Annotated in this window: 12 protein-coding genes (1 of these 12 only partly in view); 5 read left to right on the top strand and 7 right to left on the bottom strand. The window is 67.1% G+C overall.

The window, feature by feature from the left end; translation table 11 throughout:
* The 3 genes from AZL_RS30105 to AZL_RS30095 form a co-directional block, all read right to left on the bottom strand.
* Positions 1–46, bottom strand: partial view of an LLM class flavin-dependent oxidoreductase gene (locus tag AZL_RS30105; protein ID WP_012978160.1) — the start only. The gene continues 953 nt to the left of window position 1, outside the view; 46 of the gene's 999 nt are visible here — the first part of the coding sequence; the start codon lies at positions 44–46; its stop codon lies off the left edge, out of view.
* A gap of 222 nt (positions 47–268) precedes the next feature.
* A complete protein-coding gene (locus AZL_RS30100; protein ID WP_012978159.1) occupies positions 269–3,433 on the bottom strand; it encodes an efflux RND transporter permease subunit in 3,165 nt (1,054 codons plus the stop codon).
* Between the two features lie 28 nt (positions 3,434–3,461).
* Positions 3,462–4,664 (bottom strand): efflux RND transporter periplasmic adaptor subunit, encoded by a 1,203-nt coding sequence (locus AZL_RS30095; RefSeq protein WP_012978158.1) that lies wholly within the window; start codon positions 4,662–4,664, stop codon positions 3,462–3,464.
* A gap of 161 nt (positions 4,665–4,825) precedes the next feature.
* Here AZL_RS30095 and AZL_RS30090 point away from each other — a divergent pair, with 161 nt between their 5' ends.
* The gene (locus AZL_RS30090; RefSeq protein WP_042446478.1) at positions 4,826–5,488 is read left to right on the top strand and encodes a TetR/AcrR family transcriptional regulator; all 663 of its coding nucleotides are present in this window, start codon (positions 4,826–4,828) and stop codon (positions 5,486–5,488) included.
* Positions 5,489–5,607: 119 nt separating this feature from the next.
* Positions 5,608–6,306, top strand: coding sequence for a TetR/AcrR family transcriptional regulator (locus AZL_RS30085; protein WP_012978156.1), 699 nt, complete (start codon positions 5,608–5,610; stop codon positions 6,304–6,306).
* 14 nt (positions 6,307–6,320) lie between these two features.
* Here the strand turns inward: AZL_RS30085 and AZL_RS30080 are convergent, their stop codons facing one another.
* A complete protein-coding gene (locus tag AZL_RS30080; protein WP_012978155.1) occupies positions 6,321–7,793 on the bottom strand; it encodes an MFS transporter in 1,473 nt (490 codons plus the stop codon).
* A 209-nt stretch (positions 7,794–8,002) separates the two neighbouring features.
* On the opposite strand from AZL_RS30080, the gene AZL_RS30075 reads away from it, so the two are divergent.
* Both AZL_RS30075 and AZL_RS30070 read left to right on the top strand, forming a co-directional pair.
* Complete coding sequence (locus AZL_RS30075; RefSeq protein WP_012978154.1) at positions 8,003–8,941, top strand: 2-hydroxyacid dehydrogenase; 939 nt, start codon at positions 8,003–8,005, stop codon at positions 8,939–8,941.
* Between the two features lie 37 nt (positions 8,942–8,978).
* Entirely contained in the window at positions 8,979–9,719 is a 741-nt protein-coding gene (locus tag AZL_RS30070; RefSeq protein ID WP_012978153.1) for a 2-keto-4-pentenoate hydratase, read from the top strand.
* A 76-nt stretch (positions 9,720–9,795) separates the two neighbouring features.
* On the opposite strand, the gene AZL_RS30065 is transcribed toward AZL_RS30070, so the two are convergent.
* A complete protein-coding gene (locus tag AZL_RS30065; RefSeq protein WP_158306027.1) occupies positions 9,796–10,974 on the bottom strand; it encodes a D-alanyl-D-alanine carboxypeptidase family protein in 1,179 nt (392 codons plus the stop codon).
* 122 nt (positions 10,975–11,096) lie between these two features.
* A complete protein-coding gene (gene soxR / locus AZL_RS30060; RefSeq protein ID WP_042446476.1) occupies positions 11,097–11,552 on the bottom strand; it encodes a redox-sensitive transcriptional activator SoxR in 456 nt (151 codons plus the stop codon).
* 144 nt (positions 11,553–11,696) lie between these two features.
* On the opposite strand from soxR, the gene AZL_RS30055 reads away from it, so the two are divergent.
* Positions 11,697–12,881 (top strand): HPP family protein, encoded by a 1,185-nt coding sequence (locus AZL_RS30055; RefSeq protein WP_052293812.1) that lies wholly within the window; start codon positions 11,697–11,699, stop codon positions 12,879–12,881.
* A 151-nt stretch (positions 12,882–13,032) separates the two neighbouring features.
* Here the strand turns inward: AZL_RS30055 and AZL_RS30050 are convergent, their stop codons facing one another.
* Complete coding sequence (locus AZL_RS30050) at positions 13,033–13,962, bottom strand: replication protein RepA (RefSeq protein ID WP_012978149.1); 930 nt, start codon at positions 13,960–13,962, stop codon at positions 13,033–13,035.
* Positions 13,963–15,000: the final 1,038 nt, after the last annotated feature.

The raw sequence follows: 15,000 nt of genomic DNA, 5'->3' as shown, positions 1-15,000 counted from the left end.
CCCCCTGGACGATCGGACTGAGGTCGAGAACGGAGAAGGGGATCATGGCGCAATCCATACTGGGAACCGTGAGGGGGACCGGCTGGCGGCCTGCTGTCGCTTTTCAAGGTATGGTCGCGGCGGGGCGAGTTCCACGGCGCCCCGCCGCGCGGCTGCCTTGCATCGGCACGGGATGGGACATCCCGCCCCCGACGAAACACCCAAGAAAAACGCCGGGTCCATGAAGGACCCGGCGCCAGTGATTGATTGAACGGTGGTTCGGTCGGGATCAGTCCCCGGCCGCCGGCTGCGGCATGGCGCCGTGGCCGGGACGGCGGCGGACGAACAGGCGATAGACGGCGACGAAGAAGACCGGCACGAACAGCACGGCCAGCAGCGTGGCCGAGATCATGCCGCCCATCACCCCGACGCCGATGGCGTTCTGGCTCTCCGACCCGGCGCCGGTGCTGATCGCCAGCGGCAGCACGCCGAGGATGAAAGCCATCGAGGTCATGATGATCGGCCGCAGCCGCTGACGGCAGGCTTCGGCGGCCGCCTCCTTCAGATCCATGCCCTGGTCGTAGAGCGACTTGGCGAACTCCACGATCAGGATGGCGTTCTTGGCGGACAGGCCGATGGTGGTCAGCAGGCCGACCTGGAAATAGACGTCGCTCGGCAGGCCGCGCAATGTCGCCGCGATGACGGCGCCAATGACGCCCAGCGGCACCACCAGGATGACCGATACCGGCACCGACCAGCTTTCATAAAGGGCGGCCAGGCAGAGGAAGACGATGATCATCGACAGGGCGTAGAGCGCCGGCGCCTGCGATCCGCTGAGCCGCTCCTCGTAGGACAGGCCGGTCCATTCGTAGCCGATGCCCGGCGGCAACGTCTTCATCATCGTCTCCATCTCGGCCATCGCCTCGCCGGAGCTGATGCCCGGCGCCGCCGCACCCTGGATATTGACGGAGGAGGAGCCGTTGTAGCGTTCCAGCTTCGGCGACCCGTAGGTCCACTGAGCCGTGGTGAAGGCGGAGAAGGGCACCATCTGGCCGCTGGCATTGCGCACATACCAGCGGTCGATGTCGCTGGGCTGCATGCGGTAGGGGGCATCGGCCTGGAGATAGACCTTCTTCACCCGGCCCTGGTCGATGAAGTCGTTGACATAGGAGGAGCCCCAGGCCGCCGACAACGTGGTGTTGATGTCGCTGAGCGACAGGCCGAGCGCGCTCGCCTTTTCCCGGTCGATGTCCAGCTTGAACTGCGGCGTGTCCTCCAGACCGTTGGGACGGACGCCGACCAGCTTCGGATTCTGCGCCGCCGCGCCCAGAAGCTGGTTGCGCGCCTGCATCAGCCGGTCATGGCCGAGCCCGCCGCGGTCGACCAGCTGAAGGTCGAAGCCGGTGGCGTTGCCGAGGCCGGGAACCGACGGCGGCAGGAAGGCGAAGACCACCGCGTCCTTGAGCTTCGACATCGCCCCCATCACCCGGCCGGCGATCGCCTGCGGCTTCTGCGACGGCAGCGGACGTTCGCTCCAGTCCTTCAGCCGGACGAAAGCCATGCCGGCATTCTGGCCGCGGCCGGAGAAGTTGAAGCCGACGATGCTGAAGAGACCCTCGACGCTGTCCTTCTCCTTTTCCAGGAAATAGGCGGTGACGGCCTTGGCGGTCTCGGCCGTGCGCTGGGAACTGGCGTTCGGCGGGGCCGACCACAGCACGAACAGCTGTCCACGATCCTCCGTCGGCAGGAAGGAGGAGGGCATCTGGACGAACAGATAGCCCAGACCGCCGAGGATCAGCGCATAGGCGAGGAAATAGCGGCCGAGCCGGTTGACCGCCCCGCGGACACCGCGGATATAGACCCGGCTGCCGGCGTCGAAGCCGCGGTTGAACAGGCCGAAGAAGCCGCCGCGCGCCGGGCCGTGCCCCTCGCCGCCATGCCCCTGATGGCCCGCCACCGGCTTCAGGATGGTGGCGCAGAGCGCCGGGGTCAGCACCAGGGCGACCAGCACCGACAGAGCCATCGCCGAAACGATGGTCAGCGAGAACTGGCGGTAGATGGCGCCGGCCGACCCGCCGAAGAAGGCCATCGGCACGAACACCGCCGACAACACCAGGGCGATGCCGACGAGCGCGCCGGTGATCTGGTCCATCGACTTGCGCGTCGCCTCGCGCGGGGACAGCCCTTCCTCGCTCATCACGCGCTCGACATTCTCGACCACGACGATGGCGTCGTCGACCAGAAGGCCGATCGCCAGCACCATGCCGAACATCGTCAGCACATTGATCGAGAAACCGAAGACCGACAGCACGCCGAAGGCGCCGAGCAGCACCACCGGCACCGCGATGGTCGGGATCAGCGTCGCGCGGAAATTCTGTAGGAACAGATACATCACGACGAAGACGAGGACGATCGCCTCGAACAGCGTCTTGATGACCTCATGGATCGACAACTGGACGAAGGGGGTGGTGTCGTAGGGGTAGATGACCTCGATGCCGGTGGGGAAGAAGGGCTGAAGCTCCGCGACGCGGGCCTTGACCGCGGCGGCGGTGTTCAGCGCGTTGGCGCCGGTCGCCAGCTTGATGCCCATGCCGGCCGCCGGCTTGCCGTTGTAGGCGGCATTGATCTCGTAGGTCTCCGACCCGATCTCGATCCGCGCCACGTCGCGCAGCCGCACCTGCGACCCGTCCGGGTTCACGCGCAGCAGGATGGCGCCGAACTGTTCGGGCGTCTGCAGGCGCGATTGGGCGGTGATGGTGGCGTTGATCTGCTGGCCGGCGATGGCCGGGGCGCCACCGAGCTGGCCGGCGGAGACCTGGGCGTTCTGGGTCTTGATCGCGTTGGAGACGTCGGTGGTGGTCAGGGCGAAATTGTTAAGCGCGTCGGGGTCGAGCCAGATGCGCATGGCATGCTGCGGCCCGAAGACGGTGACGTCGCCGACCCCCTCGACGCGGCTGATGGTGTCCTGCAGGTTGGAGGTGACATAGTCGGCGATGTCGCCCTGGCTGAGACGCCCGTCACCCGACACGAAACCGACCACCAGCAGGAAGTCGTTGCCGGCCTTGGAGACCTGGAGGCCGCGCTGCTGGACCTCCTGCGGCAGCAGGGGAACCGCCAGTTGCAGCTTGTTCTGCACCTGGACCTGGGCGATGTCGGGGTTGGCCTGCGGCTCGAAGGTCAGGGTGATGGTGACGTTGCCGGAGGAGTCGCTGTTGGAGGACATGTAGCGGAAATTGTCGAGCCCGGTCATTTTCTGTTCGATGACCTGGGTGACCGTGTCCTCCAGCGTCTTGGCGGAGGCGCCGGGATAGCTGGCGGTGATCGACACCGTCGGCGGTGCGATCTTCGGATATTGTTCGACGGGCAGCCGCAGGATCGCCAGCGCGCCGGCCATCATGATGACGATGGCGATGACCCAGGCGAAGACCGGCCGGTCGATGAAGAATTTTGACATGGGGGTGTTCCTGGGGACGGTTCCTGGGTCAGCGTGCCGACGCGGCCTTTTCAGGCAGCGCGGCAAGGGCGTTCTGGGCCGGAACCGGCTTCACCTCGGCCCCCGGCCTGACCTTCTGCAACCCTTCGACCACCACCCGTTCGCCGGCGGCCAGCCCGTCCGAGACCAGCCAGACATTGCCGACCGGGCGTTCCGCCTTGATGGGGCGCGGCGCGACCTTGTTGTCGGCCCCCACCACCCAGACGCGCGCCGAGCCGTCCGGCCCACGGGCGACCGCGGCCTGCGGCACGGTGATGGCGTTCTCGGCCACCCCCTGCTCGACACGGGCGCGGACGAACAGGCCGGGCAGCAGTTCCTTGGTCGGGTTGGGGAAGACCGCGCGCAGCTGGACCGAGCTGGTGCCCGAATCGACCGTGACGTCGGAGAATTGCAGCTCGCCCTTCTGGGGATAGGCGGTATCGTCGCCGCTGGCGTTGCTGTTCAGGAACAGCGTCACCGGAATCTTGCCGGGCTCCGCCGGACGGATGCGCCCCGTCGCCATGTCGTCGCGCAGCTTCATCAGCTGCGAGGCGGTCTGGGTCACGTCGACATAGATCGGATCGAACTGCTGGATGGTCGCCAGCGCGGTGGCCTGATTGGCGGTGACCAGCGCGCCCTCCGTCACCGCCGACTTGCCGATGCGGCCGGAGATCGGGGCGAAGACCTTGGTGTAGTTCAGGTTGATATTGGCGAGGTTGTAGGCCGCCTTGGCGGCCGACACCTGCGCCTCGTTCTGCTTCAGCGACGCCTGGACGTCGTCGAAGTCCTGCTTGCTGACCACGCTGGTCTTGACAAGATCGCTGTAGCGCGCCGCCTTGTTGCGGGCGGCCTGCAAATTCGCCTCCGCCTTCTGGACGTCGGCCTGGGCGCTCGCCAGCGACGCCTCGTAGGTGGCGGGATCGATCTGGTAGAGCTGGTCGCCGGCCTTCACGTCGCTGCCCTCGCGGAACAGGCGCTTCAGCACGATGCCGCTGACCTGCGGACGGATTTCCGCCACGCGATAGGCGGCGGTGCGGCCCGGCAGCTCGGTGGACACCGTCAGGCGCTGCGGCTCGATGGTGACGACCGACACCTCGGGCGGGCCGCCACCCTGGGGCTGGCCGCCCGCCTGCTTCTGCTGGTTGCAGCCGGCGAGCACCGCGATCAGGCAGGCGGCCGCGGCGACCGTCATGAATGGATTGGATCTCGACATCTCTTTCCTCGTCTCGGCGCCGCGCGTCTGCGGCCTCCGTCTCCCTGCTACGCCGGGCTTCGGGAGGTCCGGCACATCCCCGTTGCTTCGTACTGTCTCATACAGTACACTGTACTGGACGATACATTCAGAATGCTGCAACGCGCAAGGGGGTTCCGCAGATGCCCGATATGGGGCTGGAACATGGAAAGTCGATCCATGTCTCGGTAACGGATCGTGGTCATGCGCGCTGCCGGGCATTGCTGGACGCCGCCGCCGCGCTGTTTGTGGAAAAGGGCTATGCCGCCACCTCCCTCAGCGACGTGCTGGAATTGGCTGGCGGGTCGCGCGCGACGCTCTATGCCCATTTCAACGACAAGGACGGTCTGTTCCGCGCCATGATGGAGGAGCATTGCGGCCGCGTGCTGGAGCGGATGAGGGCCGGCGTCATCCCGGACCAGGACGCCGACCCGGAAGCGCGGCTGATCCGGATCGCTCTGCACCTTGCCGAAACGCTGATGGCGCCGCAGACCATCACCATCCTGCGGACCCTGATCTCGGAAGGCGCCCGCATCCCCGATCTGGTGGAGACCTTCGTCCGTCTCGGCCCGGAGCGCAGCCGGGCGGAAATGGCCGAATGCCTGCGCACTCTGGACGCCTGCGGACGAATCCGCATCGCCGATCCCGAACTGGCGGCGCAAGCCTTCAGCGGGCTGGTGACGGGAAGCCTGCTGATGGAACGGCTGATCTTTCCCGGACGGCCGATCGACCGGACGGCGGTCGAAGACTATGTCCGTTCCTGCGTCGGACTGTTCCTGCGTGGCTCCGCCCCGGCCCCGGCCTGACCCGCGGGACCACCGGCCCGGCTCCAGCGACGGTTCCGGCACGGGTTGAATGAAACGAGAGGTCCGGCAACCGGCCGGCAGCCGAAGAAAACGGCCGGGCCATGAGGGGGAAGGCGACGATGACCAGCACCACGCACCACCATCACCCGGCCAAGGAACCATCCACCTGCGGACCGCGCGGCATGGCCCGCCGGAAGGCAATCCTGGCGGCCGCCCGGCGCCTGTTCATCGAGAAGGGGTTCGAGAAGACGACGCTCAGCGACATCATCGCCTTGGCCGGTGGATCGCGCGCCACGCTGTATGAGCATTTCGGCGACAAGGACGGCCTGTTCCGCGCCATCCTCGAGGAGGACAACGCCATGATCCTCGCCGGCCTCGCCCCCGCCCAGGCCGACGAGCGGGTGACGCCGGAAGATGGGCTGACCGCCTTCGCCCTGCATCTGGTCAAGGCCCTGCTGAAGGAGGAGACGACGAGCATCATCCGCATCCTGATCGCGGAGGGCGACCGTGTGCCCGACATCGCCGAGTCCTTCTTCCGCATCGGGCCGGAAAACGCCATCGGCCGGCTGGCGGACTATCTGCGGAGCCTGTCGGACAAGGAAATGCTGCGCATCGACGATCCGGCCGTCGCCGCCCAGGCTTTCCTCGGCATGGTCACCGGCAATCTGGTGATGCGGCGCCTGATCCTGCCGCAGAGCGCTCCCACCATCCCCGATCTCGACCGCTATGTCCGGCAGGCCGTCCAACTATTCCTGAACGGTGTCCGCCCGCCCACCGCCGCCCACCGCCGCCCGGAGGCGGCTGACAGCGGCGGCTGACAACCGCGACGCGGTCAGGCCGTCTCCACCACCTCCCCGTCCCTTCCGGGGGCGCGGCCGGCCTTGGTCAGCGGTTCGGCGATATCCTCCAGCCCCTTGCCTTCGGCATCGACGCCATAGACCAGGGCGACCACGCCGCCCACCATCATCACCACCGATCCCAGCACATAGCCCCAGAACAGCGGGTCGCGCGCCGTCCCCTCCCCCACCAGCCAGCCGAACAGCAGCGGCCCGCTGGCGCCCACCACCTGGGCGATGGCGAAGAAATAGGAGATCGCCTGCGCCCGCACCTCCAGCGGAAAGATCTCGCTGACCGTCAGATAGGCCGACGAGGCGCCGGCCGACGCGAAGAAGAAGGAGACGCACCAGAAGACGGTGTGCGTGTCCGCCGTCAGCACCCCTTGGCGGAACAGGAAGGCGGAGACCAGCAGCACGCTTCCGGCCAGCAGATAGGTGCCGAAGATCATCCGCCGCCGCCCGACGCTGTCGAACAGCGGCCCCAGCAGCAATGGCCCGATCAGGTTGCCGGCGGCGAAGGGAAAGAAATAGAGCGCCGTCCGAGAGGGGTCGAGATGGTAAAAATTCTGCAATACCAGGGCATAGGTGAAGAAGATCGCGTTGTAGAGGAAGGACTGCGTCACCATCATCGTCACCCCCAGAAGGGTGCGTGACGGATATTGCCGGAAGAAGACATCGACCAGCTGTGCATAGGACACCGAATCCTCCGGAACGACGCTGATGGCCCTCCGTGGATCGACCGGGGCCAGCGTCTTTCCCTGGGCGCGCACACTGGCCTCGATGCCGTCGACGATGCGTTCGGCCTCCGCCTCCCTGCCATGGGTGACCATCCAGCGCGGACTTTCCGGAATGTGCCGGCGCAGATAGATGATGAAGAGCCCCAGCAGCGGACCGATGAAGAAGGCGATGCGCCAGCCGAGAGCCTCCGGCACCAGCGCATGGTCGAGCAGGAAGACGCTGCCGACCGCGCCGATCATCGCTCCGCCCCAATAGGTGCCGTTGACGGCGATGTCGACCCGGCCACGGAAGCGCGCGGGGATCAGCTCGTCGATGGCGGAGTTGACGGCCGCATATTCACCGCCGATGCCCATGCCGGCGATGAAGCGCCAGACATGGAGGAACCAGGGCGTCCAGGCGAAGCCGGCAATGCCCGAGGCGATCAGGTAGAGCGCCAGCGTGGTGATGAACAGCCGCTTGCGCCCCCAGCGGTCGGTCAGCCGGCCGAAGACCAGGGCGCCGACCACCTGACCGATCAGATAGACGGTACCGGCAAGCCCGACCTCGGCGCTCGACATGCCGAGGCTTTCCTTGTAGCCGGAGGCGGAGATCAGCTGGATCTCGATGCCGTCCAGGATCCAGCTGACCCCCAGCCCGACCACAACCATCCAATGGAACCGCGCCCAGGGCAGGCGGTCCATCCGGGCGGGAACGAGGCTGCTCACCGCGACGGCACCTTGTCTTGCGGTCATGTCGGGAGGACTCCTCTGGCTGGCGGGCGGCCCTTCCGTGAAACGCCGCGTGCCGCCGGAAGGTTTCCCGCCATCGCGGAATATCCGGTGCCCGCATGATCCCCGCCCCCATTTCCTGTTGCGCTTATCGGACTGATCTCATTAGCGTATCCGGCCATTGGCGGAGCGGGGCGCCGCCGCCCGGCCCCGCGCATCAAGGACGCATTGCGATGAAGCCCGAAATCCTTTTGGTCGAACCGATGATGCCCGCCATGGAGCAGGCTCTGGACGCGGCCTACATCGTCCATCGCCTGTCCGCCGCGCCGGACCGCGACCGGCTGATCGCCGAGATCGGCGGCCGGGTGCGCGCCGTCGTCACCGGCGGTGGAACCGGGGTGGCAAACGCGGTGGTCGATGCGCTGCCGACCCTGGAACTCATCGCCATCAACGGCGTCGGCACCGACGCGGTCGATCTGGAGCATGCCCGCAGCCGCGGCGTGCGCGTCACCAACACGCCGGACGTGCTGACCGACGATGTCGCCGATCTCGCCATCGGGCTGATGATCGCGGCCTCGCGCCGGATGATGGTGGGGGATCGCTTCGTCCGCGCCGGCCAATGGCCCAAGGGCAAGCTGCCGCTCGCCCGCAAGGTCAGCGGCAAGCGGCTGGGCGTGCTGGGGCTGGGCCGCATCGGCGAGGCCATCGCCAAGCGCGCCGAGGCCTTCGGCATGACCGTCGCCTACACCAACCGCAAGCCGCGCGAGGGCGTATCCTACCGCTTCGTCGCCTCTCCGGTCGCGTTGGCGCGGGAAAGCGACATCCTGGTCGTGGCGGCGTCGGCCGGGCCGGATGCCCGCAACATGGTCGGCCGCGCCATGCTCGACGCGCTGGGACCGGACGGCATCCTGATCAATGTCGCCCGCGGCAGCGTGGTGGACGAGCCGGAACTGCTGGCCGCCCTGACCGAGGGCCGGATCGGCGGCGCCGGGCTGGACGTCTTCGCCGCCGAACCGACCGTGCCGGAAGGCTTCTTCGGCCTCGACACCGTCGTGCTGCAACCGCATCAGGCCAGCGCCACGGTGGAGACGCGGACGGCGATGGCCCAGCTGGTGCTCGACAATCTGGAGGCCCACTTCGCCGGCCGGCCGCTGCCGACCGCGGTGGTGTGAGGCCGTTTCCCTCCCCTTTCCCCCACCATAGAGATTGATGATGACCGATACCGTGGACGCCCTGATCGCCGCGCGCGAAACCCGCCGGTGGCTGGCCGGGCTGGAAAACCGTCCCGCGACCGAGGCGGACGCCTACGCGATCCAGGACGCCGTCGCCCGCCGCCTCGGCCCCGTCACCGCCTGGAAGGTCGGCGCCGCGGCGCCGGACGCCGAACCCTTCCGCGCGCCGATCAACGCCGCCACCGTCTTCGAGGGCACCGACCATCTGCCGGCCAAGCTCTTCCAGGTCATCGGGGTGGAGGCGGAGATCGCCTACCGCTTCGGCCGCGACCTGCCGGCGCGCGAGCAGCCCTACAGCCGGGAGGAGGTGCTGGACGCCGTCGCCTCGGTCCATCCGGCCTGGGAGATCGTCGACACCCGCTTCGCCGGGTTCGGCAGCCAGGACAGGCTCAGCCACATGGCCGACCAGTTCAACCACGGCGCGCTGGTGGTCGGCCCGGCCATCGCCGACTGGCGGTCGCTCGATCCGCTCAAGGAATCGGTGACGCTGGAGATCGACGGCGAGACCAGGGTCGATGTCGTCGGCGGCAACAGCGCCGGCGATCCGGTCCGCCTGCTGGTGTGGATGGCCAATGTCGGGGCCAGCAGCTTCGGCGGCCTGCATGCCGGCGAAGTGGTGACGACCGGCTCCTGCACCGGCACCGTCTTCGTCGAGCCCGGCAGCCGCCCGGTCGCCCGCTACGGCACCATGGGCACCATCACCCTGAAGATCGACTGACCGAAGAGCGACCAAGCGGGTGGGATGGGGGGCTGATCGTCGCCGGCCCCGCGCCCATCGCCGCCTTTCCCGCCGGTCAGGGCAGGATGTGCCCCAGCCGCTGGCCGAGCGCCGTCAGGCCGCTGGAGGCGGGAACGTCGGCGCCGGCGACCAGATCGACCTGTTGGCGGACGGCTCCGTCATAATCGATGCGCAGCCGGCCGACGACATCGCCGCGACGGACCGGGCTGGGCAGCGGTTCGGCCAGGGTGGCGACGACATGCAGGCTGTTGCGGTCGGCGGGCGCCATGGTGACGGTCACGTCGTCGGCGACCGTCACCGGCACGCTGTCCTCCGCCCCCATCCACACCGGAGCCTGTTCGACCAGTTCGCCCTTGCGCAGCAAGGGATAGAGCTTGAAGCTGTTCCAGGCCCAGTCGAGCAGGCGCGTCGGCTCGTCGTTGCGGGACTGCGGGCTGGGCAGGCCGTTGACCACCAGCACCAGACGCCGGCCGTTGCGCTCCCCGGACGCGGTCAGGCCGTAGCCGCCGACCTCGGTATGGCCGGTCTTGATGCCGTCGACGCTGACCGGGTGGTAGAGCAACGGGTTGCGGTTGCCCTGGCGGATGCCGTTCCAGGTGAAATTCCGCTCCGACTCGTAATGATAGAATTGCGGGAAGTCACGGATCAGGCGGGTTGCGAGGATCGCCAGATCGCGGGCGGTGGTGTAATGGCCCGGATCGGGCCAGCCGCTGGCGTTCATGAAGTGGCTGTCGGCCATGCCCAGTTCGCGCGCCTTGGCGTTCATCAGCCCGGCGAAGGCGGATTCGCTGCCGGCCAGCCCCTCCGCCAGGGCGACGGCGGCGTCGTTGCCGCTGTCGATCAGCAGACCGCGCAGCAGATCCTCCACCCGCACCGTGCTGCCCAGCTTCAGGAACATGCGCGAGCCGCCCATCTTCCAGGCGGTCTGGCTGATCGGGAAACTGGTGTCGAGCGTCGTCCGGCCATGGACCAGCGCGTCGTAGGTCAGATAAGCCGTCATCATCTTGGTCATCGAGGACGGGGCCATGCGCTCCGCCCCGTTCTTGTCGAGCAGCACCGCGCCGCTGGACAGATCGACCAGATAGGCCTGCCTGGCCGCCGTGTCCGGCTGGGAGAGCGCCATCGCCGGGGTGGCGGACAGAACGGCGGCGACAAGCGACAGGATGCCGGCCAGACGGCGGATCAGTGCGGCGGAACGGCCCGCGGACCGTGGCGGCGGATTGACGACGATCACCCTATGGATCCCCTGAGACGGCGGATGGTTCTTGCGACGGCCGCTTCCATGAACCATCGCGGCACCGTCTTCACCCCTTATTTTCGCATGGGACCCACATTTAATGTGAAGACGCCGCCTGTTCAGGCCGGGTCGAGCAGCCGCGGGCCGGGGCCGCCGTCGCCGAGCTCGTCCCACGGGTTGCGCAGCGGACAGTCGCGGATCGACAGGCAGCCGCAGCCGATGCAGCCGTCGAGATTGTCACGCAGCCGCGTCAGCTTGGTGATGCGGTCGTCCAGCTCCGCCCGCCAGCGTTCCGACATCCCCCGCCAGTCGGCGGTGGTGGGAGAGCGGTCCAGCGGCAGCGCGTTCAGGGCGTCGGCGATCGAGGCGAGCGAGATGCCGAGCCGCTGCGCTACCTTGATGACCGCCACCCGCCGCAGCACGTCGCGGGAGAAGCGGCGCTGGTTGCCCGGATTGCGCCAGCTGCGGATCAGCCCCTGCGCCTCGTAGAAATGGATGGTCGAGACCGCGACGCCGGACCGGCGCGCCACCTCCCCCACCGTCATCTCCTTGTCATACTCCTCCGGCGCCAGCATCGTCGCCCCTCCCCCGCTTTTCCACGCTGTGACTATGGAAGCCTTTCCGCTTGACCTCAAGTTCGGTTGAGGTTTTAGCCTGCCCCGACTTTGCCGTCCAAATGGGCAATATGCCGATCGCGGCATCAGGGGAATGGGGTGCGAATGGCCGGGGGAAAGCTTGCCGCCTTGCGGAAACGTCTGGCGGGATTGGGTGAATTCATGTTCCGGCCGATCCTGCCCGGCGCCACGCTGCGCGACCGCATGATCGCCTGCTGCGGCGCGCTGCTGGGCATCGCCGCGACCGGGCTGCTCTGCCGCAACATGCTGGCCTACATGTCGAGCGCGCCGGTGCTGGTGGCGCCGATGGGGGCGTCGGCGGTGCTGCTGTTCGCGGTGCCGGCCAGCCCGTTGGCCCAGCCCTGGTCGATCGTTGGCGGCAACACGCTGTCGGCCGTCGTCGGGGTTCTGGTGGCCAGCGTCATCCCCGATCCGATGCTGGCCGGGGCGGCGGCCGTGGCGCTGGCCATCGCCACCATGTCGCTGACCCGCTGCCTGCATCCCCCCGGCGGCGCCGCCGCGCTGACCGCCGTGCTGGGCGGGCCGGCGGTGACCGAGATGGGCATCAAGTTCGCCTTCTTCCCCGTCGCGGTGAACTCCATCCTGCTATTGACCGCCGGGCTGATGTTCCATCGGCTGTCCGGCCACCGTTATCCGCACAAGCCGGTCAACACCCACCGCACCAGCGACCCGCCGCCGCAGCTTCGCCCCGCCCTGACCCAAGGCGATGTGGACGGCGCGCTACGCACCCTGGCGGAGACGCTGGACGTCAGCCGCGACGATCTGGGCGCCTTGCTGGTCAATGCCGAGCTGCACGCGCTGGAGCGGCTGCATGCCGACATCGCCTGCCGTGAGATCATGTCGCGCGACCTCGTCACCGTCACGCCGGAGACCCACCCCCAGGTGGCGCGCGCCCGGCTGCTGGAGCATGGCTTCCGGACGCTGCCGGTGGTGGATGGGCGGAACATGCTGGTCGGCATCGTCGGGCATGAACAACTGTCGCATGGCGACGCCCTCCATCACGGAGCGCGCATCGCCACGGTGATGGCCCCGGCGGCGACCGAACTGCCGGACACCCCGGTCTTCCGACTGCTCGGCCGCCTGTCCGACGGCCGCACCCATGATGTCGTGATCGTCGATCCGAATCGCCATGTGCTGGGCATGGTGACGCAGACCGACCTGCTGGTGGTGCTGGCCCGCACCGCCCTTGCCCGTGCGTTGCAGACCGGGACCGAGGAGCCCAATGCGACGCGCGGCTATCTGCGTGATGTGACCACGGGACGGACGTGACGGAGCGGTGAGCGGGATCCGCCTCTTCCCCCTTGCCGCGTTTCTCCCTGAACTCTGGTGACGGCCGTTTTGAGGACGGAAGCGTCACCAGAGTTCAACGCATGACAGGAGTGGCGTCACCAAAGTTCAGGACTCCGGGCCAGGACGCGTCTCAGGCGATGCGGGCCATCACCCGTTCGTTGATCGGCGGACGCGACGGATAAAGGATCAGTCCTTCTCCCGATTCCTCGACGCGGGCGTCCGGATAGGCGGCCATGGCGTATTTCAGGTTCGGGATGAATTTGGTCTTGAACTGGCGGACCAGGGCGTAACCGGCGCCGAACTGGCCGTGCAGGGCAGCCCAGGTGATGGGGGTCGGCTTGTCCAGCGAATGAAGCCGGTAGGCGAGCCAGATATAGACGTCGAGCGCCATGGACTTGCCGCTGATCGCCTTCAGGGCCTCTTCCGCCACCGGAACCGGGTGTTCGCGCAACGCCTTGAAAAAGCTGTCGCTCAGCCGCACGGTCTCGGTGAACAGGGTGCCCTGGCGGTCGTCGGGGCGGCGCAGTTGGATGGCGTCGGCGACGATCGATTCCTTGCTCTGCCGCCGGCCGCCGTCGGCATCGGTGAAGAAGGTGAGATGGCAGGCCGACAGCCGCGCCGCCTGATCCTCGACATCGCGATAGGCCTTGCCGCAGATCGGAATGTCCATCCGCTTCAGCCAGTCATGCATGGATCCGCCCAGTTCCACTTCCGGATTGCCGGTTTGGATGGCGCGGGTTTGGAGATAAAGCAGGATCATGCGCGCGCGGCTGCCATAGGGAACCCCGATTCGGCGCGTGACGCCGTTGCGATCCTCGATCACGCCGGGCTGAATGACCAGCTTTACCTTGTGGCCGGGCCGTTCCCAATGCTGGTCGTCGGGAAGCTGGCGGTGGGGCAGTGCCGTCTGGCAGAATCCGGCATAGGTGATCCCCAGCTTGCCGTTTTCCGCCGCCTGTACCGCGGCTGCGATGTCGATCAGCGGCCGTTCCTCGTCCGAAACGAGGGCCAGCGCGCCGTCGCGTCCGTGAGTCTCGATCAAACGATGAATGCTGCCCATGCCGACCTCCAGCCTTTGTCCCCTGACCGTTCTGCGAGCATCTGTCTTTCGACGATGCGTCGTGTGACGGGCCGATGACCGAACCTGCCAGATACAACACCCCGGATCGCGCCGAAGGCAATTTGAACCTTGGTGACGCAGGCTAATTGGAAGCTATTTGGAACCAGTTATTAGATTCGTCACCAAGGTTCAGGGGATAAGTCCGAGTCGCGTCACCATAGTTCAACAGGGGCGTCACCAGAGTTCATGGGGAAAAACCATGGCTCTGTGGACGAATCGTGGTGGTGCGGTGCGTGATTGTTTGAACCTTGGTGACGCTGGACCTGTCGATTCGGGGGCTGATCAGGGTGAAGGACCTTGCGGCGCGTCACCAAAGTTCAAGGATTCCAGGGGGTGGCCAGCGGATGGAAGGACGGGCTTTGCGGTCCCGGCTTCGGAGGTCCTGCGGTGTGGCATGGGGCATCCGGTGTTCTCCGCGACGGTGCGGGCTTTGGAGTTTCTGGACAAGTGTTTGAAAAATATGTCGTTTCAACCTCTCTGGACTGATACCCGGCAAAAGGAGGACCAATCCTGCCGTCAGTCATTCACCTGATTTCGTTGGGCGTCACCAAAGTTCAAATGCCTGATCGAGTCGATTCCAAGTCCGAGTCCATATCCAGGTCCATATCCAGGTCCATATCCAGGTCCATGTCCAGGTCCATGTCCGGGGCGTCACCAAAGTTCAGTCCGATGACTGGTCAGGCCCCCCTCGGCGTCACCAAAGTTCAAGAGTCTCGCCGAGTCGGTCCTGTCCTGTGCGTCACCAAAGTTCAAACACCGTCCGGCCGCCACGCCGTTCCGGTTCTGTCGGGGCGCGGTTGGGGGCGTCACCAAGGTTCAGGACTCCGGCCCCCCAGGGAACAGGACGGCCGCGTCGGGGGATAAGGGACGGGCGGCGCGACTGTTGTGGCAACTTCGTACGGGCTCCATTGACAAAGTTCCGGCAACTTGCTCAGACTCCGCGCGGCTGCCCAGGGGGGTGCCGAAGCCTGAGGGGGA

The organism is Azospirillum sp. B510 (genome assembly GCF_000010725.1).
GTDB classification, from domain to species: Bacteria; Pseudomonadota; Alphaproteobacteria; order Azospirillales; family Azospirillaceae; genus Azospirillum; species Azospirillum lipoferum_B.
Note: the sequence above shows the minus strand (reverse complement) of the source record. Positions and strands in the feature narration are given on the sequence as shown.

Coding starts and splice junctions, on each gene's coding strand:
- AZL_RS30075 (WP_012978154.1), top strand. CDS start 8,003: ATGAAGCCCGAAATCCTTTTGGTCGAACCGATGATGCCCGCCATGGAG.
- AZL_RS30090 (WP_042446478.1), top strand. CDS start 4,826: ATGCCCGATATGGGGCTGGAACATGGAAAGTCGATCCATGTCTCGGTA.
- AZL_RS30100 (WP_012978159.1), bottom strand. CDS start 3,433: ATGTCAAAATTCTTCATCGACCGGCCGGTCTTCGCCTGGGTCATCGCC.
- soxR (WP_042446476.1), bottom strand. CDS start 11,552: ATGCTGGCGCCGGAGGAGTATGACAAGGAGATGACGGTGGGGGAGGTG.
- AZL_RS30055 (WP_052293812.1), top strand. CDS start 11,697: ATGGCCGGGGGAAAGCTTGCCGCCTTGCGGAAACGTCTGGCGGGATTG.
- AZL_RS30050 (WP_012978149.1), bottom strand. CDS start 13,962: ATGGGCAGCATTCATCGTTTGATCGAGACTCACGGACGCGACGGCGCG.
- AZL_RS30085 (WP_012978156.1), top strand. CDS start 5,608: ATGACCAGCACCACGCACCACCATCACCCGGCCAAGGAACCATCCACC.
- AZL_RS30080 (WP_012978155.1), bottom strand. CDS start 7,793: ATGACCGCAAGACAAGGTGCCGTCGCGGTGAGCAGCCTCGTTCCCGCC.
- AZL_RS30095 (WP_012978158.1), bottom strand. CDS start 4,664: ATGTCGAGATCCAATCCATTCATGACGGTCGCCGCGGCCGCCTGCCTG.
- AZL_RS30070 (WP_012978153.1), top strand. CDS start 8,979: ATGATGACCGATACCGTGGACGCCCTGATCGCCGCGCGCGAAACCCGC.